The following is a 23,277-nucleotide window of genomic DNA, read 5'->3' as shown; positions in this document are numbered from 1 at the left end:
AAGTCGGAAGGTGTATAATCACTTTCCGACTTCTTTTTGATACGTAATCCAAGTAGCACAAGGATTGAAAGGAAAGGATTTTAATATCTCCATTGCATATATACTCGTTGAATCGAATTCACCTTGAATGAAAGAATAACCATGTTCACTTGCATACATAGCTTGTTTGAAAACGAGAAGTTTCAGTAAGGATAAATTTTCTGTAGTGTGAGTCCCACACCATCCTAGTTCTACCGTATTATCTTTTTCTGATGTATGGAGGAAAGAGTACGCAATAATTTTATTCTCTTCATCTATCATTACAAAGCTCCCATCTAGTAACACATCATCAGTTAAGATCTGTTCTTTCCAAGTTTCGAGCGGGTATGAGGCAACGGGATTTGCTAAGTGAGTATCCTCATAATTCGTTTTTACTAAGTGAGCTAGCTTTTCAAAGAAGCTATTATTAGACAAGATGTTTGATAAGGTTTGTACATCATAATTTGAATGAAGCATTGTATCGATAGCTATGATTTTTCGTACGTCTAATATCGGCATATATGTTTTTCGGATTTCCGTAAAATTATGTTCTTCATAATAGTCTTTTAAATGAGCCGATGTTTCCCATATAGAGGTTTGTAATGGTAATTTGAAGTTTTCTCGTTTTAGAATCTCGGTTAATAAGATTTGTTCTATGTGTAGCACTGAATAGAAAGGGTTCGTATATATTCGAAAGTATGTGCAGTATGGATGGAAGTTATTGTTCCAGGTGAGAAAGATGCCTACTACATCTTTTTTATAGTAGGCAACATACGCACATCTTGTTTTATTATCTCGTAATAAGTTAAATAGATAAGAGTCTTCATTGTATAAATCAATAAATTGTTTTACTTTTAGCTCATTACTTCTACTATATTTCTCTATAACAAGGTTATTTTCATCGGATGACTTTTTCATAGCTTAATCCAAAATCTTCTTACTACATTTCCATCTTCCTCAATGAAATCATCATCACGAAGCCCGCCGTTATGTAAAATTGTTTTTTCTGATCCTGTATTCACTTCGTCACAAACGACAAGTACTTTCTCGATGTTTAATTCCTTCGTTTTTTCTAGCGATAATTCTAATAACTTCGTAGCATAACCTTTTCTTCTTTCAGAAGGGCGAATGCCATAACCGATATGACCTCCAGCGTTAAATAAATGTTCGGTTAAACTATGACGTATATTAACAGCTCCTACAATTTTATTTTCATCTGTAACGAGCCAATACGTAGAGTCTGGTACCCAAGATTCAGGGAGGTTTATTCCGTTATGTGCATCGTGAAGTTCTTGAATCATTGCCGTGAAATTAGAGGGATCTTTTGAGATAACCCACGGAATCATCGTTTCACCGCTATCTTTCCATTCGTTATAAAAATCTAAGTATTCTTCTTGTAAATCGATAGTAGGTGTAAGTAAAGAGACGTTCATTGTTAGTAAGCTCCTTTATTTATGTAGTATGTATAAAAAAACACGGCGCGAAATGTAAGCGTTTTCTAAACTTTCTCAACCTCATTTTATGCAATCCATATCCCGTTTTTAAATGGAAAGTAAAGTTTATGGTTTTTCGTATAAAAAGTGGGCTGAATTCTATTTATGTTAATATTGAAAATATTAACATAAATCACCTAGGATATTAAGTATATTTTAATGAAATGTTTTTATATCGATAAATGGATGTGTGTGATAATTTTTGTTTTATCTATCTATAATGAATGAAAGGGGGAAGGGCTCGTGAGTGTAAATTTTGATTTGATTATACGAATCGGTGTTGCGGGTTTGTTAGGAGCAATAATCGGTATTGAAAGGGAAATTCGATCAAAAGAAGCGGGATTAAAAACACATTTCCTAGTAGCGGTAGGAAGTGCATTAATAATGGTCGTTTCGAAATATGCTTTTTCAGATATTATGAATGAAGAACATATGGCTCTTGATCCGAGCCGTATTGCAGCGCAAGTTGTTAGTGGAGTAGGTTTTTTAGGTGCAGGTACAATTATTATTCAAAAACAGGCAGTGAAAGGATTAACGACAGCGGCTGGTTTATGGGCTACAGCAGGAATTGGATTAGCAATAGGGGCTGGCATGTATGTAGTAGGCATTGGAGCGACGATTCTCGTTTTAATTGGTTTAGAGATTGTGAGTCGTATTTTTAAGGTGCAATTTTTATTTCCGCAAAATATAACAGTGCAAATGTGTATAAATAAACATGAGGCGGTACAGCAAATAGTAGAAATGCTTCAAGTGAAAGGCATTCCAATACTGTCATATGAAGTGGAAGCTTTACAGCGAGGTACGGAAATAGTTTATAAGGTAGGGATGCAGCTGAAAAATATATCGTCAGAAGAAAAGAATGAATTTATTCAGCATATGCAAACATTACCGGAAGTTACGTTTATAAAGTTAAAATCATAGCGTTGAAAACGAGGATAGATATAGCAGGAATTTCGCTATTATCTATCTTTTTTTGATATAAAATTCACATAAAGTCAAGGGTTAATCTTGCTAGGAATGGATACATATGTGAACGTTCCCTTATTTTTTCTCAATACAGAATAAAAAGTAAGAATAGTAAAATAATGGTGCAGGACACTAAAAAATGTAAGGTAGGGGAGAGCATGAAAGGCTATTCAAAAAAAGTGTTAGTAGGGGTAAGTTTTGCTAGTTTAATGTTAGGAAGTTTTCAAGGGAGCACATTGGCAGAAAGTACAAAGGGAGAGCAAGTTTCTTATCGGAATGTGCTCAAAATGGAGCCAGTTGGTGTACAACTACCAGTGCAAGAATTAGCTCATTCATCAAAAGTGCTTGAAAGCAAGTCTTTTGAGAAAAGGCTACAATTTGCTGATTTGTCGCAAAGACCGCCTGAAGTGAAAAAGGAAAGTAAGCAATTAGCTGCAGCGAAAACTTATACAATTGCTGAATTAAATCAATTAAGCAATCAGCAGTTAGTAGATTTACTTGTAACAATCAATTGGGAGCAAATTACGGGTCTATTTCAGTTTAATAAGGATAGTCTTGCATTCTATCAAAATGATAGTAGGATGCAGGAAATTATTGATAAATTGAAGCAGCAAGGACAAGCTTATACGAAAGATGATTCCAAAGGGATTGAGACTTTAGTAGAGGTATTACGTTCAGGGTTTTATTTAGGATTTTATCATACAGAATTAAGTAAACTAAATGAGCGGAGCTATCATGATACATGCTTACCTGCATTAAAAACGATTGCGAATAACCCGAATTTTAAACTTGGTACGTTAGAACAAAATAGAGTTGTATCATCATACGGAAAATTAATAGGAAATGCTTCGAGTGATGTGGAAACGATAACATCAGCTGCAAAGATTTTCAAACAATATAACGATAATTTTTCTACATTGGTAGACAATCTATCAGTTGGAAATGCGATTTACGATATTATGCAAGGTGTTGATTACGACATTCAATCGTATTTGTACGATACGAGAAAAGCACCGAAAGATACAGTATGGTACCAAAAAATTGATAGCTATATTAATGAATTAAGTCGTTTTTCTTTAATTGGAACGGTGACAGAGAAGAGTGGTTGGTTAATTAATAATGGTATTTATTATACAGGTAGAGTTGGTACGTTCCATAGTACAGGAACGAAAGGATTGCAAGTTGTAACAGACGCGATGAAAATGTATCCGTATTTAGGAGAGCAATATTTCGTAGCGGCTGAGCAAATCGCGACGAATTATGGCGGGAAAGATGCAAATGGAAATGTTGTTAATTTAGATCAAATACGAGAAGATGGGAAGAAAAAGTATTTGCCGAAAACGTATACGTTTGATGATGGTGCAATTGTTTTAAAAGCTGGAGATAAAGTGACAGAAGAAAAGGTAAAACGTCTATATTGGGCGGCAAAAGAAGTGAAGGCACAATTCCATCGTACGGTTGAAAGTGATCAACCTTTAGAAAAAGGAAATCCTGATGATGTATTAACGATGGTTATTTATAATAGTCCAGCTGAGTATCAATTTAACCGTCAATTGTACGGGTATGAAACGAATAACGGAGGTCTTTATATAGAAGGAACAGGTACGTTCTTTACTTATGAACGTACGCCAGAAGAAAGTATTTATAGTTTAGAAGAATTGTTCCGACACGAGTTCACGCATTACTTGCAAGGTAGATATGAAGTACCAGGGCTTTGGGGACAAGGTAAGATGTATGAGAACGAGAGATTATCCTGGTTTGAAGAAGGGAATGCGGAGTTTTTTGCAGGGGCAACGAGAACAGATAATGTTGTACCGAGAAAGAGTATTATAGGAGGGATATCTTCAAATCCAGCAGAACGTTATACGGCAGAACGAACGTTAAATGCAAAGTATGGAACGTGGGATTTCTACAATTATTCCTTCGCTTTACAATCGTACATGTACAATAAGAGGTACGATATGTTTGACAAAGTTCATGATCTTATTAGAAAAAATGATGTAACAGCATATGATGCATACCGTTCTGCATTAAGTAAAGATGCGAATTTAAATAAAGAGTATCAAGACTATATGCAAATGTTAGTCGATAACCGTGAGAAATATAATGTTCCATTAGTATCAGATGATTATTTAGCAACTCATGCACCAAAACCAGTTTCAGATATTGCGGCAGAAATTACAGCAGAAGCAAAATTAAGCAATGTATCAGTTAAGAAAAATAAATCACAGTTCTTTAATACATTTACACTACAAGGAACGTATACAGGTACTACTGCGAAAGGGGAATATGAAGACTGGAAAACAATTACACAAAACGTGAATGATACGTTAAAACGTTTAAGTGCAAAAGAATGGACAGGCTATAAAACAGTAACAGCGTACTTTGTGAATTATCGTGTGAATGCATCAGGACAATTTGAATATGACGTTGTATTCCATGGTATCAATACAGAAGAAGGTGCTGTGAATAAAGCACCAATTGCAGTTATAAATGGTCCATATAGTGGAAATATAAATGAAGCAATTTCGTTTAAAAGCGATGGATCAAAAGATGAAGATGGGAAAATTGTTGCTTATAAATGGGAGTTTGGTGATGGTACTGTAAGTAATGAACAAAATCCGACTCATGTGTATACAAAAGAAGGAACATATACGGCAAAATTAACAGTAACAGATGACAAAGGATTAACGAATACTGTTACAACGAATGTAACGGTTCAAAAGAAAGAAGATAACAGTGTAGAAAAAGAGCCAAATAATTCATTCCAAACAGCAAATAAACTGCAGTTAAATCAAGTTTTACGTGCTAGTTTAGGAAACGGTGATACGAGTGATTACTTTGAAATAAATGTGGAAACTGCGAAAAACCTACAAATTAATGTAACGAAGGAAAATAATATCGGAGTAAACTGGGTTCTTTATTCAGAAGCGGATTTAAATAATTATGTTACGTATGCCCAGCAAGAAGGAAATAAATTAGTAGGAAGTTACTACACGTATCCAGGAAAATATTATTTACATGTGTATCAGTATGGCGGAGGAACAGGGAATTATACGGTAGAAGTGAAATAGCAAAAGAGAAATTGTCTTTCAATGAATGGAAATCAATTTAAGTCTATATCAAGTAATACAGGTTACAATATCAGTTATGAAGATATTGTACCTTTACGAATGTTAAAAATTTAATATTTAAAATAAAAAATAACTATAGGTAATGTATCTAATGATATTAAGAAATCAAGTATTAAGAGACCTTATCTTGAAGTTAAGTAGACCTAATCAGTAAATGAGATACAATCGATGAATTATGATTTCATAGAGATGTGAGCAAAGTAATAAAATTTAAGTATGTTTGATTTAATTAAAGGACTAGAGTTTATCCATAAAAACAGATATACTCTGGTCCTTATTACGTTTAATTTATTCACGAAATCAAGATGATTAATGAGTTAAGAAGCGGCATTTTTGAAATTTATTTAATAAGTTAAATGAAAAATTTCATTATTTAACTTATTACGTCATATTAGCAGGGGATACTAATGGAAAATCGTGTACCTTGACCTAATTTACTCTCTATTTCTATATCACCGTTTAATTCTTTAATAATACTATAGGCAATCATAGTACCAAGCCCAGTTCCTTTTTCTGTTGTTGAATAGAATGGTAAAGCAATCCGCTTTATTTGTTGAGAGGACATTCCAACCCCTGAATCAATAATATCGATTATAATATTACCTTTAATTTTCTGTATATTTATTTGTAATACTCCACCATTTATCATGGCCTCAATTCCGTTTTGTATGATGTTGTTTAGACAGATCCTGAATTTTTCGGGGTCTCCATTTATATAAAAGGAATTTGTACTATTTTGTATTATTTCAACTTTGTATGATAGAGCGAGTGGTGAAAAAGTGTCTTTCACTTGATTTAAAATATGATTAATATCTATTTTCTCTTTTAGGGTGTTCTGTGGTTTTGTTAAAGATAAATAGTTATTAATAGTAGATTGTATATGTTGCATTTCAATTAACATGATTTCCAAGTACTGATCCTGAGGTAGCTTAGAGGCATGTTTTTCATTTAACAATTGAGTGAATCCATGTACTGTGGTTAGTGGATTGTGGATTTCGTGTGCAATGGACGCGGCTAGTTCGCTAGCTATATAAAATTTTTCAGCCCGTTGCAGCTTTTCTTTCATTTTATATTTCTCGATCATTCCCTCTATTAAATACACTGATAATAATACTGTAAATATATTAATGATTATATAATTTAATAAAAATTCTATGAGAGTAGAGTCAATTTTACCACCTGTATTTATTTGAGTTACAATACCGCAGATAGAAAGTGAAGTTGTACATAATAAAATAAGAAGCAAGCTTAATAATATCTTTTTTTCTTTAACATACATTGGTAATAAGTAACGAAAGAGCATTGTTATAACAGAAATAATAGTAAAGATAATAAATGATGGAAGAACTCCATTTCCGCCTAAGAAAAATCGATAAGAAAGATATAAAATTCCTATAAAAACAATGTTTTTTGTATTTCCATATAGAAAAACTAATATGATAGGAATAAAACGTAAATCATAAATAAATCCAGCATGTAGATGAAAAGGAAAAGTCATGCAAAAAATAATAGCAATGGAGGAAAGGATAGAAATCAATATATTATTACATGTTATTTTTTCTTTAAATTCTAGCCAAAATACGTGGTAGCTAAGGATACAAATTATTATTATAAAGGTATTTAATAAAAGAGTAGATATTCCCATAGTTTTGCATCTCCGATAGTTTGTATATTGGATTATGTATGAGTTAAACTTAGATGTTTAGTATCAGTAGACTTTCTATCTAAAAAAGGAAGGGCACTTGAAAAAGTACTATTATATTAATCGTATTAGAATTGATAAGGAAGTTAGGAAAAATAATAGATAAAAAATCTACTTAGATATTTATACATATGAAACTAGAAATTAACTTTTGTATAGGTAAAACTGGGATTGAGTTACTAATAAAATAATGGGTTTTTAAGTATGGATATTCTGTGAAAAAATATATCTTGTGAATCATATTTTGTAGCCTACGTTATATTAACATGGAATATATCAAATTATAAAGTGGAAATTTCAAAATTTTTCATTAGTATATTTTATCTAAAATGGAAATGCTATTTATTTGAGTGCTTTGGTACTTAATTGTATGAATTCTTGTTAAAAAGGACTTTGAAATTTGCATGTTCTTTTTTAATATCATAATACTGTAGCTTTATCAATGTGAGTTTTTCAATAACTATTAAGGTGTAAAGTTAAAATATATAGGTTTAAAGATATGAATTATTACATAAAAACGCACTTGAAAAAGAAGGTATGATGGTAATAGATTACAAACATCAAGGGGGAACTTAAAATGAAGTTAAATAAACTAGTGCTTAGTTGTGGAGTAATTTCAGCATTAACACTTGGTGTGTTAGGAAATAATACTTATGCTGAAGAAATACACAAAACGAATGATAAAATTCATATAGTCGAACATGTTCCTGTAGACTTATTATTAAATCAAACAATGGATTATAGTGGAGAGGCTGTAACTTCTTTTGTATATAATGGGAGTGAAAATTTAAGCTTCTTTATGAAAAATAATGGCCAAAATACAATGGGATATAGTGTGAAAGGTCCAAATATGGAGCTAATTGTTGGTGGTTATATAAAACCTGGAGAACAAAAAAATAATGTTACAAATGTACGGAATGCTTTATCTCCATTACCAATTGGAACGTATAAAATTTACGTTTCAAATGATGATGGTTCTAAGGGACAATTCCAAGTTGCAGTAAAATCTATAAATTAAATTTAAAAAGCCTTGTTTATAAGTTAATTTAGTTTTTACTTACTAGAAAGTAACTATATTAAATCGAGAATTACACATGAAAATAAAAACGAGCACCTTATGTAATTACGAGAAGGTGCTCGCTTTTTACTATTAAACAGAAGGGAATTGTTTTCAACAATTTATAAATACATTTTGATATTTTTATAGCTAATTTACTAGTTTGTGTAAAAAAGAGGATGTCGGTTGTAAGTAATCTTAAAATAAAAATAACTCAGTATTCAGCTGAATTACATAGGAAGCTAGAAAAATCCCCTTATATAAGTGGTTTTTTCTAGTTTTAGGCTATACATTTAAAATTAGGCTAAGTTAAAGTAATAAGCATTTTATTTGTTTTGATTATTTGGTTCTGGATAATGATTGTAGTACGAAATTCTAATAAATTCTTGGTATACATTTGTTAATTTAACAGCTCTAAGGGCATCATTGAATTTTTGCATACGGACACTACCTTGAGCATAGCCTCCACCAGGAACATAAGGATTTCTAGCTTCAAAGTCATCCATAAAGGCTTTTAATTTTTTATAGTCCTGAGATTGATAAAAAGCAGCTGCTTCTTCGGGAGTGACATCAAAGTAAGAAGATGATGTTGAGTTATAAGAAGCTGCTTGAGCAGTAGGTGTTTCTAGCATAGTTACAGCCCCACCCAACATAGTAAGCGCCATAGAAGATACAATAAATTTTTTAAACATAATAAAACCTCCACGTAGAGTATTTGGATTAATAGCATCACTGTAATCATTATAATTACAACGAAAATGGTATCAAATGCAATGTTGCATAATTTATTATTTGAACGAGAAGTCTCCCTTATCTCTACATGAAGGAGCGTAATAGGGGATTAATAGATTAAAAGAGGTTTACATATCATTGGGGTTAACAAGATAATGAAATAAAAAGGATATTTTAATTGAGGAAAGTTAAAAAGCCCTATAATTAAAGAAAAGGGTCTTTTAAAAAGGAATGACAGCTACCATCTGGAGGTACCATTATAGGGGATTTAGCTACGTTTATTGGTGTTGAGAAATACATAATATATGCTGTATAAGATGAAATGAAGAAACATTTCATCTGAATTTTACAATGTGAGAAAGAAAAATCAGAATTTAAATTTGTACTTAAACTAGGGAGAAAAGTATTACTTTTTATGTAACAAAGAATGTTACGTCTCATTTAAAATCATATAATAGACTATAAAATAATCCTTTTAAAACAAAATATAGTTTGGCTAAAAATTAGAGGGCATCAATTCATTGGAACAGTAAAAGCTGTTTATTGGATTGGTGTCTTTTTTTGTTTAAGAACGAGAATACATTTTCTCAACAGGACAAATGGTAAATATCTATAACTACTACTTATAAGGATAATTGGAAAATAGAAATTAATAATAAAGGGGAATGCGAAATGAAAACATTAATATCTAATAGAGATCTAGCTAAAATCCGAGAGGAAGATGTATATGTATTAAAGGTAATGGCACATCCCGTTCGATTAAAAATTGTAAATGAATTAATGCACCATAAACTGTGTAATGTGACACAGTTGACAGAAATATTAGGAATCCCACAATCCACTGTTTCACAGCATCTATCAAAATTAAGGGGAACTGTGCTCCGTGTACAAAGACGAGGATTAGAGATGCATTATTATATTGATAATGTTAAGGCTCGCCAGATTGTAGGAATTCTAGGTTTGTAGCTTCATAATTCTTAAAAAGAGCACTTTTCAAAAGTGCCCTTTTTAAGAGGGACATTAGGAATTGAAAGAGGCATCAATGATAATTTAGAAGGAGTGTGCTTAAATCAATCTGTTCTTAAAATAAAAGATAATTATTTACATTATTTAATAATTACTTGATATATTATTAATCTGGTTACCTTACAAAAATGTAAGGTTGTTTCAATTGACACTCGTATATATAAGTAACTATACTAGTTACACAATGTTGGTGAATAAATGTAATAGTCTCAATCTATAAGTGTATGTCGAAGGATTCTTTTCGGAATGATAATTCTATACTAGATTCTTTATCTTATAATATGGTGATGATGCCAACTTAATCTATACTTTATTCGAATTCATATTATTTAAAGATTAACTATAATACACATAATTTACCAACTTGTAATAATTTTTTAGAGGTGCTAAATTTTGAAGAACAAATTAATTGCTACAGGAATTCTTGCTGGAAGTTTACTATCTTATTCTACTAGTATTTTTGCAGATACTCACAAATTCCCAGATGTTCCTGCATGGGCTGACAAATCCGTTAATTATTTAGTTGATAAACAAGTATTGAGTGGTTATCCAGATGGAACTTTTGGTTCAAGTGATACACTAGATAGAGCTTCTGCAGCAACCATTATGACAAGGGCTCTTGGTATAAACATTGATTTAAATGCAAAACCATCTTTTAAAGATTCACAAAACCACTGGGGAACCCCTTATATCGCCGCAGCTGAAAAGGCAGGAATCATTAAAGGTGAAGGAAATGGAATATTTAATCCTTCTGGAAAAGTTACTCGTGCTGCTATGGCTACTATGCTAGTGAATGCATATAAACTACAAAATAAAAACACTAGCAATGGACAAAGTAAATTTGAAGATTTAAAGGGACATTGGGGTGAAAGGTTCGCAAATACTTTAATTGATTTAAAAATTTCAGTTGGTACAGATAATGGTTGGCAACCAAATAGGTTCATAACACGTGCTGAAGCTGCACAACTAACCGCAAAAACAGATATGCTTCAATATAGTCAAAGTAATCCTTTAGAAAATAAGACAATAATTATTGATCCCGGACATGGTGGCGCAGATCCTGGAAAAGACACAAAGGGATTACCTGAAAGTAAGATTGTACTTGACACTTCTTTACGTCTACAACAATTGCTTGAAAAACATACACCATTTACAGTTTTACTAACTCGTGAATCTGATACTAGACCTGGACATGATCAAAAAAGCTCTTTACAGGAACGTGTTAAATTTGCTAAACAAAATCAGGGGGATATCTTTATAAGTGTTCATGCAAATGCTTATAATGGTAATGCAAAAGGGACAGAAACATACTACTATAAATCTTCTAAATCTGAAAAAACAAATCCTCATGTGGAAGAAAGTCGTGTTTTAGCTGAAAAAATTCAAACTCGATTAGTAGATGCTCTTCAAACACGTGATAGAGGCGTTAAACATGGAGATCTTCATGTTATAAGAGAAAATGAAATGCCAGCTGTGTTAACGGAACTTGCTTTTATAGATAATGGTATCGATTATAGTAAGTTATCTACAGAAAACGGAAGGCAGGTCGCAGCAGAAGCCATTTATGAGGGTATTTTAGATTATTATGAATGGAAAGGGAATAATGTATCTGAATATAGGTTGCAATAAGTAAATGAAAATATAGTAATTCTCGAAATAAAGAATTCTATAATTTTTTTGCACTTTTTTAAACAACAATTTTAAATACATATTTAAAATTGTTGTTTAAATCGTTATTATGTGTTTTAATAATATTGATAATAGTTATCAGTAAAAAAAGAGATGGAAATTAGAAAAACAAGTGTTGATAGTTATTGTCATAAAGATTAATAAATTTCTACATTGTAAAGTTATGAACCTATCTCTAGTATTGAGAGCTAAAAATAATATGTTTATACCTTTTAAATGTTTAAGAAGGAGTGGATGTCTGTATGAAAAAAGCAAAGGGAATAGTTAAAAGTGTTGCGGTAGGGTCCGTTATTATGTCTGGATTACTTGGTGTACAAGCAACATCTGCATTTGCAGATTCTAAAGGAACTGTAGAAAATCTTCAAAATGGTGGAAAAGTCTATAATAGTTTTAAAACTACTTATGACATGAAGCAGAATATCAAAAATTCAATAAAGGTTTCTTTTATTGAGGATCCTTATGCAGATAAAAAAATCGCAATTGTTACAACAGATGGTAGTAATATAGATGCTAAATATACAATTAATGGCGGATACTATAACGCAGGTTTAAAATGGCCATCAGCATATCATACTGAAGCAGAAATAACAAGTGTTGATAGCGCTCAATTTCATAAAGCTGCCCCAGTTAATACAATGACTTCAGCAAAGGTTACTTCTGAAGTAGGGTATACACTTGGTGGAAGTGTTAAAGTTGGGGTAAATGATAAAGGGCCAAATGCCGATGCAAGTATTACAGGTAGCTTCGCTTGGAAAGAAAGTGTATCTTATGATCAAGTAGACTATAAAACGGTATTAGAGACTCACACAGATAAAAAATTAAATTGGAAAGTAGGATTCCAATCGTTTAATTTCCCAGAGTGGGGAATTTATAATCGTGATACATTTAATACTTTCTATGGTAATCAACTATTTATGAAATCACGTAGTTATAATGAAGGAACGAATAATTTTGTTTCAAAAGATACAGTACCAGCTTTAACAGGATACGGTTTTTCTCCTAATGTAGTAGCAGTTATTACTGCTGATAAAACAGAATCTACATCTGATTTAAAAATAACAAATCGTAGAATTTCAGATCAGTACAATATCGAATGGGTAAGTTCAAAATGGTGGGGAACAAATAATAAAGATACATATAATGAGTTCTTTACAAACAACTATAAATTAGACTGGAAAAACCATCAAGTTACTCTTGATAACCATAAAGCCCTTGAAGAACAAATGAGTAGTATCAACAATGTGAATAACCAACTTAACAAAGGAAAAGGGAAATTATCTTTTTCAATGAATGGAAATCAACTCAAAGCGACATCTAGCAATGCTGGTTATGGTATCAGTTACCAAGATAGAAATTGGGGTATCTTTGTAAATGGTGAAAAGATCTACACGTTTAATGAAAAAACAACTGTAGGTAATATCTCAAATGACATTAACAAATTAAACATCAAAGGACCTTATATTGAGATTAAACAAATCTAATCAGTAAATGAGGTACAATTGATGGAGAATTATTTCATCAAGATATGAGTATAAAGGTTTTTAAAAGTTTGTATAATGTAATGAAAGGATCCAATTTTATCTGTAAAAATAGATAAACTCGGGTCCTTATTATTTTTTTGTTCATTTTTATACTCAATTAGAAAAGAGCATGAAGTATTTGAAAGCTATTCATGCTACACAGGGGGATATTGTTTTTAAGTATGGTGTTTATTTTTATTTCATTTTTAAAAGAATTCTTTGTATGGTGACATAGGGTAGGAGAGATTCAGGAGATGTTTCTTTTTGAGGTGTACGTTGTGTGGGGAATTGTTTAAAGTAATCAAGACTTCATCGGTTGTTAAGTTACTACTTTAAATATATAATTAAATTTCATTAAAAAGATACTCTATTAAAAGTCCTTATTGGATTTTTGAAGTGAAATATATATTATTTGAGGTGTGTGAAATGGGGAAATCTCGAGAGCAGACGATGGAAAATATTTTGAAGGCTGCTAAGAAAAAATTTGGAGAGCGTGGTTACGAAGGTACAAGCATACAAGAAATTGCAAAAGAAGCGAAAGTAAATGTTGCTATGGCTTCATACTATTTTAATGGGAAAGAAAACCTGTATTATGAAGTGTTTAAGAAATATGGCCTTGCTAATGAGTTACCTAATTTTCTTGAGAAGAATCAATTTAATCCTATCAATGCTCTTAAAGAATATTTAACAGTCTTTGCTACACATATAAAAGAAAATCCTGAAATTGGAGCATTGGCATATGAGGAGATTATTAAGGAAAGTGCAAGATTAGAAAAGATTAAACCATATTTCATAGGTAATTTTGAACAGTTAAAAGCAATATTACAGGAGGGCGAAAAACAAGGAGTTTTTCATTTCTTCTCTATAAATCATACGATACATTGGATCACTTCAATTGTTTTATTTCCAAAGTTCAAAAAGTTCATTGATTCTTTAGGACCAAATGAAACGAATGATATGAATCATGAATGGATGCCAGAAGACTTAGTGAACAGGATTATTTCCGCTTTAACAGATAAGCCTAATATATAAATTACTCATTGTTTATGAATCTTAATTTTCCTATTAAAAAGCCTAATTCCTCAATGTATTGTAGAGAAATTAGGCTTTTTTCGACACTTCATTCTTAAGTTATTTTATTATTTATCGTTTATTACATTTGAAATGACTTTTAATGTGTATAAGCACGTGATAAGTAATTTAAATAAACAAAGGCCCTGTAAAAAGTCCAGGGCCGGATACAGGGTTAAGGGAACGCATAGTTTCTTAGTAACATATTAGCATAAACTTTTCATTTAACTACATAAGAGTTTTGACAACTTTAAGAACAAGATAGAGGATTTTTAAGAATAAATACAGTACTGAAAATTAGAGTTGTGATTTAAATTAGTGTGGTTATAACGTTAAAAAATAGATGAGTATTTTAATTATAATAACTTTTAGGAATGTATATGTAAGAAATGTTTTTTGATTAGATTGAAAGAGAAATCTGATAATTTATTATATGTTATACCCGAATAATTTTAAATCTTCTCCTGATTCTGAAATTATCTTTTCAAACTGCAATCCTACTTTTTCTAAAAGCTTTCCTGAATTGATGTTATCAATAGTAGTAATTGCTACAATTCGTTTCAGACCAAGCTTTTGTACACCGTAGTCTATTACAGCAGAAGCTGATTCAAAGCCATACCCCTTTGAACGGAATTTCTCTAAAAAGGCAAAGCCGATATCAACATCTTCTAATGAATCTCTTTTTATAAGCCCGCACATACCAAGTGGAGTGAGATCTTCTTTTCGTTCTACTAAGTAAAGACCAAAGCCCATTTTATTATACATATCAACGGGTCCGTTTAAGATGTATTTTTTTGCATCTTCTAAGTTTTTAATCCTTTTATCACCAATAAACTGAATCCATGCAGGATCGTTTACTAATTCAAGAATAAATGGAGCGTCTTTTATATCGAACCAGCGAATAACGAGTCGTTCAGTTTCAAGAACTATCAATCCATTGCACCACCTTTAATAGTTATAACAATTAGTATGGGTTGCGAAATACAAAAGTGCAACATATTTTCATTATGCTCTACTTGTTCACATAAAGTTCGTTTGTTTTGTATAAAGGGATATTTTATAATTAGAATTGATTGTAAAGAGTGAGATACTTATACAATGACTCCTAGGTAACTAGGAGTTTTTACTATATAACTATCATTATTACTAAATATGACACACTACACATTCTATTCAAGGAGGTACATAATGAAAAAATTATATAATGCATCGTTTACGTATTTGATTATCGGTTTATTATCAGGAATTTTCGCTAGAGAGTATGGAAAGTATAAAGGGATTGTAGGATCTACTTTGTTAAATCTTTTGCATACACATACACTTGTACTCGGCTTTTTCTTTTTTTTAATTGCCTTAGGATTAGCAAAAGTATTCGCGTTTCATGAAGCAAAAAGTTTTAATAAGTGGTTTGTTTTACATAACATTGCATTAACTTTAATGCTAGGCTCATTGGCAGCGAGAGGGCTTCTTCAGCTAAATGGGGCGGATTTTAAAGGGTTAACTTATATTGTAGGGTTTTCCCATTCGTTAATGGCAGTTACTTTAGTTTGGTTTATGTTGTTAATAAAGAAGTCATTTAAAATGTAGTTTTATAGAAAAGAACTTGCAATAGTTATTGCAAGTTCTTTTTGTTTATTCGACAGTAAGAAACGAATTTCATATGTATAAAACTTGAATTATTTAATTTTTCGGATTATTATGTATAAAATAGTTAACATATTTTGTAATTCAAATTTATAGGAAGTAGGCGAGTATACGATGGAAATAACGGTAGAGCGTTTAGTAAATGAATTAAAGGGTGTACTTCCCGAAGATCGAGTAGTTGTAAATACGACAGTAAGAGAGTTACATAGTAAAGATGAATCTTATCATACTAGTAGTTTACCTGATGTAGTTGTTTTTCCGAAAACGACTGAAGAGGTTAGTAGGATAATGAAAGTAGCGAGTGAGCATGGAAAACCTGTCGTTCCTTTTGGGGTAGGTTCTAGTTTAGAGGGACATGTTATTCCATATGAAAAAGGAATTACAATGGATTTTTCGCTCATGAATAAAATACTCGAAATAAGAGAGAAAGATTTCCTTGTAAGAGTACAGCCAGGAGTGATTCGCTCTCAGCTTAATAAAGAATTGAAAAAGTATGGATTGTTTTTTAGTGTAGATCCAGGAGCAGACGCAACGTTAGGTGGGATGGCTGCTACAAATGCAAGCGGAACGACAGCAGTTAAGTATGGGGTAATGCGTGATCAAGTTCGTGATTTAGAAGTCGTTCTTGCTGATGGGGAAGTAATACATACTGGAAATTTAGCAGCGAAGTCATCATCAGGTTACCATTTAAATGGTGTTTTCGTAGGGTCAGAAGGTACGCTTGGATGCTTTACAGAGTTAACGTTAAAAGTATACGGCATACCAGAACATGTTATGGCTGCGAGAGCATCGTTTCCAACTATAAATGATGCAGTAGAAGCTGTTATTAATATATTACAAGCGGGTATTCCAATTGCGAGAATTGAACTTGTAGATGAATTATCTATGAAACAAGTAAATCATTATAATGAAACAAGTTACAGAGAAGAGCCTACGCTGTTTTTAGAGTTTCACGGTAATGAAGCAGGGCTAAAGCAAGATATAGAATTTACGAAGGAAATTGTTTTTGATCATAAATGTAAAGAAGTTGCTTTTGAAACGGAAACTGCGGCGAGAAATAAATTATGGGATGCACGGCATAATCTAGCATATTCTTACGTTCATAGCTATCCTGGTAAGAAGCTTATGAGTACAGACGTATGTGTACCAATTTCAGAATTAGCTGGTGCAATCCAACATGCGAAAGAGACATTAGATAAAGTAGGTCTTGTCGGTGGTATTCTTGGTCATGTAGGAGACGGGAATTTCCACGTGCTCTTAATGATTGATCCGAACGATAAAGAAGAAGTGGAAAAGGGCGACGAAATAAATGAAAGTATCGTTTTATATGCTCTTAAACGAGGTGGAACGTGTACGGGAGAACATGGCGTTGGGATTGGAAAACGGAAGTATCAAGAAGTGGAACATGGGGCGGCATTACTCGTAATGGAAAAAATAAAGAAAGCTCTTGACCCGCAAAATATTTTGAATCCGAATAAAGTTTTTCAGTTGAAGGATAGGGGATGATTGGGTGAAAGTACTAGAAGCGATAAGTACTATAGCTGGAAAGTATTTTGCATTTTGGGTTATTTGTATTGCAGCTATTGCATATTTCATTCCTGGACCATTTCTCGGGTTAACTAGTTACATAACAATTTTACTTGGCGTTGTTATGTTTGGGATGGGATTAACATTAAAGGCTGTTGACTTTAAAATCATTGCTACAAAACCATTGCCAGTTATTATCGGTGTATGTGCTCAGTTTATTATTATGCCACTTGTCGCATACGTACTAGCCTACGTTATGAATCTGCCAGCCGAATTAGCAGCTGGATTAGTGTTACTCGGTTCAGTACCGGGTGGCACTGCATCAAATGTTATGGTTTATTTAGCAAAAGGGAACTTAGCGTTGTCTATTGCAATGACGTCATTATCAACGTTACTAGCACCAATTGCTACACCTCTTATTTTATTATTACTTGCAGGACAATGGATGCCAGTGAATGCTATGTCTATGTTTCTTTCTATAGTACAAGTCATTATCCTACCTATTATTTTAGGATTAGTAGTGAAGAAGTTTTTCCCTACAACTGTTACGAAAGGAATGACTGTTATTCCTTTCATATCAGTTGTAGCAATTATCATTATAGTTTCTGCAGTTGTTTCAGCGAATGTAAGTAGCATTATTTCTTCAGGCCTGCTTATCTTTATTGCAGTGATGCTTCATAATGCATTTGGTTTTTTACTCGGATATATAACAGCGTTCGTACTTGGACTAGACGAAGGAACAAGAAGGGCTATTTCAATAGAAGTAGGAATGCAAAATTCAGGCTTAGGTGTTGCGCTGGCAACAGCACATTTTGGACCAGCAGCTGCACTTCCGAGTGTATTAGCGGCAGTATGGCATAACATTGCAGGACCGATTTTAGCAACCATTTGGTCAAAAAATGCAAAGAGAAATTTTAGTGATGAAAATTTATCAATAAATATAGAAAAATAGGAATGATAAAAAATGCAAAAACGTATTGTACATTTTGAAGGACTAGCTGTTTTATTAGCCACAATTTATACGTATTCGATATATGAATTTAGTTGGATTATATTTTTGGTATTCCTTTTAGCACCGGATGTATTCATGTTAGCGTATGGGATAAATAATCATGTAGGTGCTAAAATTTATAATATTTTTCACACATATATTATATCGACATTAATTGTTATGATAGGTTTCTTCTTTAAGATAGACACAGTTATTATGATAGGATTAATATGGACAGCACATATTGGGATGGATCGAATGTTTGGATATGGATTGAAATATGAGAAGGGTTTTAAAGATACTCATATTCAAAGGTTATAAATTGTTTTTGGGAGAGAGATACATTGAAACAGAGAATAACTATCGAAGAATATAACATCCTATGGGAAAGTGAATTTTATAAACTACAATCGCTCATTAATAATGTAATAAAAGAACTTGTTTTGTCCATTGAACATGTTGGGAGTACATCTGTTAAAGGACTTGCAGCAAAACCAATATTAGATATTGATATAGTAATAGAAGAGTACGAAATTTTTCCTGAAGTAGTAAAAGGGCTTGAAACGATAGGGTATTACCATCAAGCAGACTGGAGCTTCGAAGGAAGAGAGGTATTTGGCAGAAAGGACGCTTTCGTTCCATGGAACGGGGAAAGTACAGTTTGGATGGAACATCATTTGTATGTGTGTGACAAAAATAGCGAAGAGTTAAGAAGACATATAGCGTTTCGGGATTACCTTCGTGAACATGCCGATGTTGCTGTTGAATATGGATGTTTAAAGAAAGAGTTAGCAAGAGAATCAAAAAATCGATCCAGTTATAGTGAAGGTAAGACGGCATTTATTACAAGTATACTGGAGGAAATAAACTAAGGTCGCATTGAGTACATGCGGCCTATTCTTTTTAAATTGAAAGCTGCCATTGTAAAACAAATACAAACTGGCCCTGTTGAATGCTACGAGACTTAAATATAATGAGAAATAAAAGACCGGAAAAGAGGGAGCTTATGTACATACCAAAATATTTCGCAATACAAGATGAAGAAATGAAGTACGAAATAATTGAACAAAATAGCTTTGCGACATTATTTTCTCAACATAACGGGGAACCATATGCAACGCATTTGCCGTTGTTATTAAATAGGGAGACTCTAACTTTACATGGCCATTTCGCACGTCCGAATGAACAGTGGAATGATAGTGGGAATCAACAAGTACTAGCTATATTCCAAGGGCCACACAGTTACATATCGCCTTCATGGTATGAAACAAACGATGCAGTACCAACATGGAATTATGTTACAGTGCATGTATATGGAGAGTTGGAAATTGTTGAGGATGAACAGGAATTAATAGATTCTCTTCAAGATTTAGTACATAAATATGAAGATCCACAGAGTACCTACTCGCTAAATGAGGTAGATTCGAATTATATGGCAGGATTAAGTAAAGGTATAGTGGGCTTTAAAATAAAGATAAATAAAATAGAAGGAAAAGCGAAGTTAAGTCAAAATCATTCTGTAGAGAGACGGAATTTAGTTGTGGAGGAACTTGAGAAAGTTGGTAGTGAGGGGAGTAGGGGGATTGCGGAGTTGATGAGAAAATAAAGTTTACTTGAAAGGGAAACATTCTAAATAAGCATATTTAAAAAAGACCTTCTAAATTGAAGGTCTTTCGTTTTTTAAAGTGCTTTTTCAGCTGTTGTTGAGTTGTAGTCTTTACTTACGTCAACAGATTGAACAAAGTCAGGTCTTTGTGGTGCCGGGAAATCCGCATGGCCTGCTTGATATGTAAATGAACTATTGAGACCGATAGATACAATGCCTATAACAGATAACCCTAAAACGATAGAACTAATTTTTTTTATCATTTTAATGCCCCCTTCTCAAACGTTTTTTCTTTTGCTTGTAATGCTTTATGAAAATACTCACTAGCTTTTATATGATTATTTTCATCGTAAAGTTTAACCGCTAATTTTTCTGAATATTCTTGAGTGTAGTTATATAAGGATTCTTTGTCGAAATACGCAATTCCTTCAAGAATAATATTTTCTAAGTCTTCAGTGGACTCATTATTGTTAAGAGACTCTAAAATTTTAAAGTGAAGCATATATTCTTCATTGTTTAGTTCTGTACAAATTTTTAATCCTTTTTTTATGAATTGATCAGCAATATTTATTTCATCAAGTTTAGAATGTTCTCTAGCTTGTAAGAAAATAGCTTTGAAATGGGTAGGCATTTTTGTCGTTACTTCAGATAGATGACGAATAGCTAGTGTCGATAAGTTTTGATTGGCATATAGCCATCCTAAATTATTACGCACTCTTAATAGTAATGATTCTTCATCCTGTTTCTGTAAAATGTTGATTGCTGAATTATATTTTTCCTCTGCTTGCTCGTATTGTTTTAAATATACAAAAGCTGCACCTAATACGCTTTCGCAAGAGGCAACGTTCTTTTCATACCCTACAGCTTTTATGAAGGATTCTTTCGCTTTGGTTGCATATTCAATAGCTTCAATTGGCTGGTAAAAGTGATAGTGGAAAATAGCCATTCGATAATTAAATTCACCTTTTTCTAAATCCTCAATGGCATTTACTAGTAGTTTCCCAGCTTTTTCATAATATTCACCTGCTAAATTATAATTTGTTGTTAAAGTAGCATGAATTGCTTTAAATAAATGATAGTAGTAAGAAAGTTGGTGATTAGCTGGAATCGAGTAAGAATCTATCTTATTGAAACTGTCTTTTGTAATACTTAAACCATCAGTTAAAACTTTGAAACGAAAATTTAATAGAGAATAGTATAATGCTAAGTTTTCATCTTCCTCAAAGTTTAGTTCCTTTTCCTCAATTTCATGCTTTAAGTTTGTCGCCTGAGACACATCTTGTTTAAGCATAGCTAAATACCAATCATTAAATAATTTCGTAATTTGTTCATTACCTTGTAGTTGAACGTTCATGAAATCCCCTCACTTTTTGAATATTCTTATAAAATATAGTATCAAAAATAACAATATTTAGAAATGATGTTTTATATTTCTCAACATTTGTATAGTAGAGTTATTATTAAGCTCATTGGAATAGAGTGACTTTTATTTTTGGTTAAAGAAAGAGCGGAGGAGAGAGTATAAAAAAGGTGCGCCCACACAATTTGTATGAACACACCTTTTTATATTAAACAATCAAGTCCCACAAAAAGTACGATAAGGACGATTCGTCGGTACAGGTGGAACGCAGTATTCTTCTTGATCTGTAGTATACGCATAAGGATTTGATAGAGCTTCAAGAAGTTTTTCCATTACGCTATAGTCGCCATTTGTGACAGCTGCTTCTAGTGCTGCTTCTACGCGGTGGTTCCTTGGGATGATGGATGGGTTATTATTTTTCATCATTTCGTAGGCGTTTTCTTTCGATTCTTCTTGTTTTTCTAATCGAGATTGCCATAGTTTGTACCATTCGTTAAATTCAGGACTTTCAAATAGAGCTGTATTTTCGATCGTATGAAGAGTTAATGAACGGAATGTATTTGTATAATCGGCTTTATGTTTCTCCATCATTTTTAAAAGTTGCTCAATAAGTGATTGATCTTGTTCCTCGTTGCTAAATAGTCCTAATTTCTTTTTCATTCCAAGGAACCAATTGTTTTCATATTGTACGCTAAATTTTGAAATTTCGTCTTGAGCAATCTTTAATGCTTCTTCTTCATCTTCGTGCAGAATAGGTATTAAAGATTCTGCTAATCGCGCAAGGTCCCATGCGGCCATATATGGCTGATTCCCATATGCGTAGCGACCTTGTGTATCAATAGAGCTAAATACAGTTCCTTGGTCGTAATTGTCCATAAATGCACAAGGGCCGTAATCAATCGTTTCTCCACTAATCGTTATATTGTCAGTATTCATTACACCATGGATAAATCCAACAAGTTGCCATTTAGCGATGAGACTTGCTTGTTTCTTTACGACTTCTTGTAGTAATGCAGTATATCGGTTTTCATGAGCCTCAATTTCTGGATAATGCCTTTTTATCGTATAGTCAGCTAGTGATTGAAGATCCTCGATAGAACCGCGAGCTGCAGCATATTGAAATGTGCCGACACGTATATGACTGCTAGCGACTCTAGTTAAAATTGCTCCAGGTAACTTTGTTTCACGATATGTTGGTTCGCCAGTTGTAACAACTGCTAAACTGCGAGTAGTTGGAATATCGAGTGCATACATTGCTTCACTAATAATATACTCACGTAGCATCGGACCGAGTGCAGCACGACCATCACCGCGTCGTGAATACGGAGTAGGGCCAGAACCTTTCAGTTGAATGTCAAAACGTTTACCTGAAGGAGTAATTTGTTCGCCAATTAAAAGAGCACGACCGTCGCCTAACATATTAAAATGTCCGAATTGATGACCGGCATACGCTTGTGCTAATGGATGAGCTCCTTCTGGGAGTGCATTACCAGCGAAAATAGCAATTTCAGCTTCCTTTTTCAATTCTTCAGGATTAAAGCCAAGAGATATTGCTAGTGAATGATTTAGTTTAACTAGCTCCGGTGAACTTACTGGAGTAGGGGGTATTTCTGTATAAAATGATTGTGGTAAAGTCTTATAACTATTATCTAAATTCCAACCAGCTTCATTATTTTTAGTCATTTTATCTCCTCCTTGTTTATTTTTTTATTATGTATTTGTACGTATGTATTCTTTGTAA

The 23,277-nt window shown here is 32.7% G+C and carries 21 protein-coding genes; 13 read left to right on the top strand and 8 right to left on the bottom strand.

What is annotated here, in order from left to right:
* Positions 1–18: 18 nt before the first annotated feature.
* The gene (locus tag DN393_RS11010) at positions 19–936 is read right to left on the bottom strand and encodes a hypothetical protein (protein ID WP_064476930.1); all 918 of its coding nucleotides are present in this window, start codon (positions 934–936) and stop codon (positions 19–21) included.
* Positions 933–1,451: a GNAT family N-acetyltransferase gene (locus DN393_RS11005; RefSeq protein ID WP_064476929.1), complete on the bottom strand. Its 519-nt coding sequence runs from the start codon at positions 1,449–1,451 to the stop codon at positions 933–935. The genes DN393_RS11010 and DN393_RS11005 overlap by 4 nt, the downstream gene beginning before the upstream one ends.
* Before the next feature lie 303 nt (positions 1,452–1,754).
* Between DN393_RS11005 and DN393_RS11000 the strand changes: the two genes are divergently transcribed.
* Together DN393_RS11000 and colA are read left to right on the top strand one after the other, a co-directional pair.
* Positions 1,755–2,432, top strand: a complete 678-nt coding sequence (locus DN393_RS11000; protein WP_064476928.1) for an MgtC/SapB family protein — start codon at positions 1,755–1,757, stop codon at positions 2,430–2,432.
* 203 nt (positions 2,433–2,635) lie between these two features.
* The gene (gene colA / locus DN393_RS10995) at positions 2,636–5,551 is read left to right on the top strand and encodes a collagenase ColA (RefSeq protein WP_149173494.1); all 2,916 of its coding nucleotides are present in this window, start codon (positions 2,636–2,638) and stop codon (positions 5,549–5,551) included.
* Between the two features lie 451 nt (positions 5,552–6,002).
* Here colA and DN393_RS10990 read toward each other — a convergent pair whose 3' ends face one another.
* A complete protein-coding gene (locus tag DN393_RS10990) occupies positions 6,003–7,256 on the bottom strand; it encodes a sensor histidine kinase (RefSeq protein ID WP_103655085.1) in 1,254 nt (417 codons plus the stop codon).
* Positions 7,257–7,890: 634 nt separating this feature from the next.
* Between DN393_RS10990 and DN393_RS10985 the strand changes: the two genes are divergently transcribed.
* Entirely contained in the window at positions 7,891–8,331 is a 441-nt protein-coding gene (locus DN393_RS10985; protein WP_064476925.1) for a hypothetical protein, read from the top strand.
* Positions 8,332–8,696: 365 nt separating this feature from the next.
* Here the strand turns inward: DN393_RS10985 and DN393_RS10980 are convergent, their stop codons facing one another.
* Positions 8,697–9,062 carry a hypothetical protein gene (locus tag DN393_RS10980; RefSeq protein WP_064476924.1) on the bottom strand — a complete coding sequence of 122 codons (366 nt, stop codon included), beginning with the start codon at positions 9,060–9,062 and terminating at the stop codon, positions 8,697–8,699.
* Between the two features lie 712 nt (positions 9,063–9,774).
* Here DN393_RS10980 and DN393_RS10975 point away from each other — a divergent pair.
* The 4 genes from DN393_RS10975 to hlyIIR all read left to right on the top strand — a co-directional run bounded on the left by DN393_RS10975 (position 9,775) and on the right by hlyIIR (position 14,369).
* Entirely contained in the window at positions 9,775–10,068 is a 294-nt protein-coding gene (locus DN393_RS10975; RefSeq protein ID WP_064476923.1) for an ArsR/SmtB family transcription factor, read from the top strand.
* A gap of 453 nt (positions 10,069–10,521) precedes the next feature.
* Entirely contained in the window at positions 10,522–11,757 is a 1,236-nt protein-coding gene (locus tag DN393_RS10970; protein ID WP_064476922.1) for an N-acetylmuramoyl-L-alanine amidase, read from the top strand.
* A 302-nt stretch (positions 11,758–12,059) separates the two neighbouring features.
* Positions 12,060–13,298 (top strand): hemolysin II HlyII, encoded by a 1,239-nt coding sequence (gene hlyII, locus DN393_RS10965; RefSeq protein ID WP_064476921.1) that lies wholly within the window; start codon positions 12,060–12,062, stop codon positions 13,296–13,298.
* 465 nt (positions 13,299–13,763) lie between these two features.
* Positions 13,764–14,369 (top strand): hemolysin II regulator HlyIIR, encoded by a 606-nt coding sequence (hlyIIR, locus tag DN393_RS10960; RefSeq protein WP_064476920.1) that lies wholly within the window; start codon positions 13,764–13,766, stop codon positions 14,367–14,369.
* 468 nt (positions 14,370–14,837) lie between these two features.
* Here the strand turns inward: hlyIIR and DN393_RS10955 are convergent, their stop codons facing one another.
* Positions 14,838–15,341, bottom strand: coding sequence for a GNAT family N-acetyltransferase (locus tag DN393_RS10955; protein WP_064476919.1), 504 nt, complete (start codon positions 15,339–15,341; stop codon positions 14,838–14,840).
* A 255-nt stretch (positions 15,342–15,596) separates the two neighbouring features.
* Here DN393_RS10955 and DN393_RS10950 point away from each other — a divergent pair, with 255 nt between their 5' ends.
* The 6 genes from DN393_RS10950 (at position 15,597) to DN393_RS10925 (ending at position 20,176) form a co-directional block, all read left to right on the top strand.
* Positions 15,597–15,995: a DUF2871 family protein gene (locus DN393_RS10950; protein WP_061677712.1), complete on the top strand. Its 399-nt coding sequence runs from the start codon at positions 15,597–15,599 to the stop codon at positions 15,993–15,995.
* A 171-nt stretch (positions 15,996–16,166) separates the two neighbouring features.
* Positions 16,167–17,558, top strand: a complete 1,392-nt coding sequence (locus tag DN393_RS10945; protein WP_064476918.1) for an FAD-binding oxidoreductase — start codon at positions 16,167–16,169, stop codon at positions 17,556–17,558.
* 4 nt (positions 17,559–17,562) lie between these two features.
* Positions 17,563–18,531, top strand: coding sequence for a bile acid:sodium symporter family protein (locus DN393_RS10940; RefSeq protein WP_149173493.1), 969 nt, complete (start codon positions 17,563–17,565; stop codon positions 18,529–18,531).
* Between the two features lie 12 nt (positions 18,532–18,543).
* A complete protein-coding gene (locus tag DN393_RS10935; protein ID WP_064476916.1) occupies positions 18,544–18,891 on the top strand; it encodes a DUF4260 domain-containing protein in 348 nt (115 codons plus the stop codon).
* 23 nt (positions 18,892–18,914) lie between these two features.
* The gene (locus DN393_RS10930; RefSeq protein WP_064476915.1) at positions 18,915–19,442 is read left to right on the top strand and encodes a GrpB family protein; all 528 of its coding nucleotides are present in this window, start codon (positions 18,915–18,917) and stop codon (positions 19,440–19,442) included.
* A gap of 134 nt (positions 19,443–19,576) precedes the next feature.
* Positions 19,577–20,176, top strand: coding sequence for an FMN-binding negative transcriptional regulator (locus DN393_RS10925; RefSeq protein WP_064476914.1), 600 nt, complete (start codon positions 19,577–19,579; stop codon positions 20,174–20,176).
* Between the two features lie 74 nt (positions 20,177–20,250).
* Here the strand turns inward: DN393_RS10925 and DN393_RS10920 are convergent, their stop codons facing one another.
* From DN393_RS10920 to DN393_RS10910, 3 genes are all read right to left on the bottom strand, one after another.
* Positions 20,251–20,439: a Phr family secreted Rap phosphatase inhibitor gene (locus tag DN393_RS10920; RefSeq protein WP_064476913.1), complete on the bottom strand. Its 189-nt coding sequence runs from the start codon at positions 20,437–20,439 to the stop codon at positions 20,251–20,253.
* The gene (locus DN393_RS10915; protein WP_064476912.1) at positions 20,436–21,530 is read right to left on the bottom strand and encodes a Rap family tetratricopeptide repeat protein; all 1,095 of its coding nucleotides are present in this window, start codon (positions 21,528–21,530) and stop codon (positions 20,436–20,438) included. Before DN393_RS10915 ends, DN393_RS10920 begins: the two co-directional genes overlap by 4 nt.
* Positions 21,531–21,752: 222 nt before the next feature.
* Positions 21,753–23,219 (bottom strand): protein adenylyltransferase SelO, encoded by a 1,467-nt coding sequence (locus tag DN393_RS10910; protein ID WP_064476911.1) that lies wholly within the window; start codon positions 23,217–23,219, stop codon positions 21,753–21,755.
* Positions 23,220–23,277 lie beyond the last annotated feature (58 nt).

This window comes from Bacillus sp. BPN334, from assembly GCF_008368885.1.
In the GTDB taxonomy this organism is placed as follows: Bacteria; Bacillota; Bacilli; order Bacillales; family Bacillaceae_G; genus Bacillus_A; species Bacillus_A wiedmannii.
Note: the sequence above shows the minus strand (reverse complement) of the source record. Positions and strands in the feature narration are given on the sequence as shown.

What these genes read in the sequence shown, in the direction of transcription:
- DN393_RS11010 (WP_064476930.1), bottom strand. Translation starts at nt 936, where the DNA reads ATGAAAAAGTCATCCGATGAAAATAACCTTGTTATAGAGAAATATAGT.
- DN393_RS11005 (WP_064476929.1), bottom strand. Translation starts at nt 1,451, where the DNA reads ATGAACGTCTCTTTACTTACACCTACTATCGATTTACAAGAAGAATAC.
- colA (WP_149173494.1), top strand. Translation starts at nt 2,636, where the DNA reads ATGAAAGGCTATTCAAAAAAAGTGTTAGTAGGGGTAAGTTTTGCTAGT.
- DN393_RS10990 (WP_103655085.1), bottom strand. Translation starts at nt 7,256, where the DNA reads ATGGGAATATCTACTCTTTTATTAAATACCTTTATAATAATAATTTGT.
- DN393_RS10985 (WP_064476925.1), top strand. Translation starts at nt 7,891, where the DNA reads ATGAAGTTAAATAAACTAGTGCTTAGTTGTGGAGTAATTTCAGCATTA.
- DN393_RS10980 (WP_064476924.1), bottom strand. Translation starts at nt 9,062, where the DNA reads ATGTTTAAAAAATTTATTGTATCTTCTATGGCGCTTACTATGTTGGGT.
- DN393_RS10975 (WP_064476923.1), top strand. Translation starts at nt 9,775, where the DNA reads ATGAAAACATTAATATCTAATAGAGATCTAGCTAAAATCCGAGAGGAA.
- hlyII (WP_064476921.1), top strand. Translation starts at nt 12,060, where the DNA reads ATGAAAAAAGCAAAGGGAATAGTTAAAAGTGTTGCGGTAGGGTCCGTT.
- hlyIIR (WP_064476920.1), top strand. Translation starts at nt 13,764, where the DNA reads ATGGGGAAATCTCGAGAGCAGACGATGGAAAATATTTTGAAGGCTGCT.
- DN393_RS10950 (WP_061677712.1), top strand. Translation starts at nt 15,597, where the DNA reads ATGAAAAAATTATATAATGCATCGTTTACGTATTTGATTATCGGTTTA.
- DN393_RS10945 (WP_064476918.1), top strand. Translation starts at nt 16,167, where the DNA reads ATGGAAATAACGGTAGAGCGTTTAGTAAATGAATTAAAGGGTGTACTT.
- DN393_RS10935 (WP_064476916.1), top strand. Translation starts at nt 18,544, where the DNA reads ATGCAAAAACGTATTGTACATTTTGAAGGACTAGCTGTTTTATTAGCC.
- DN393_RS10925 (WP_064476914.1), top strand. Translation starts at nt 19,577, where the DNA reads ATGTACATACCAAAATATTTCGCAATACAAGATGAAGAAATGAAGTAC.
- DN393_RS10920 (WP_064476913.1), bottom strand. Translation starts at nt 20,439, where the DNA reads ATGATAAAAAAAATTAGTTCTATCGTTTTAGGGTTATCTGTTATAGGC.
- DN393_RS10915 (WP_064476912.1), bottom strand. Translation starts at nt 21,530, where the DNA reads ATGAACGTTCAACTACAAGGTAATGAACAAATTACGAAATTATTTAAT.
- DN393_RS10910 (WP_064476911.1), bottom strand. Translation starts at nt 23,219, where the DNA reads ATGACTAAAAATAATGAAGCTGGTTGGAATTTAGATAATAGTTATAAG.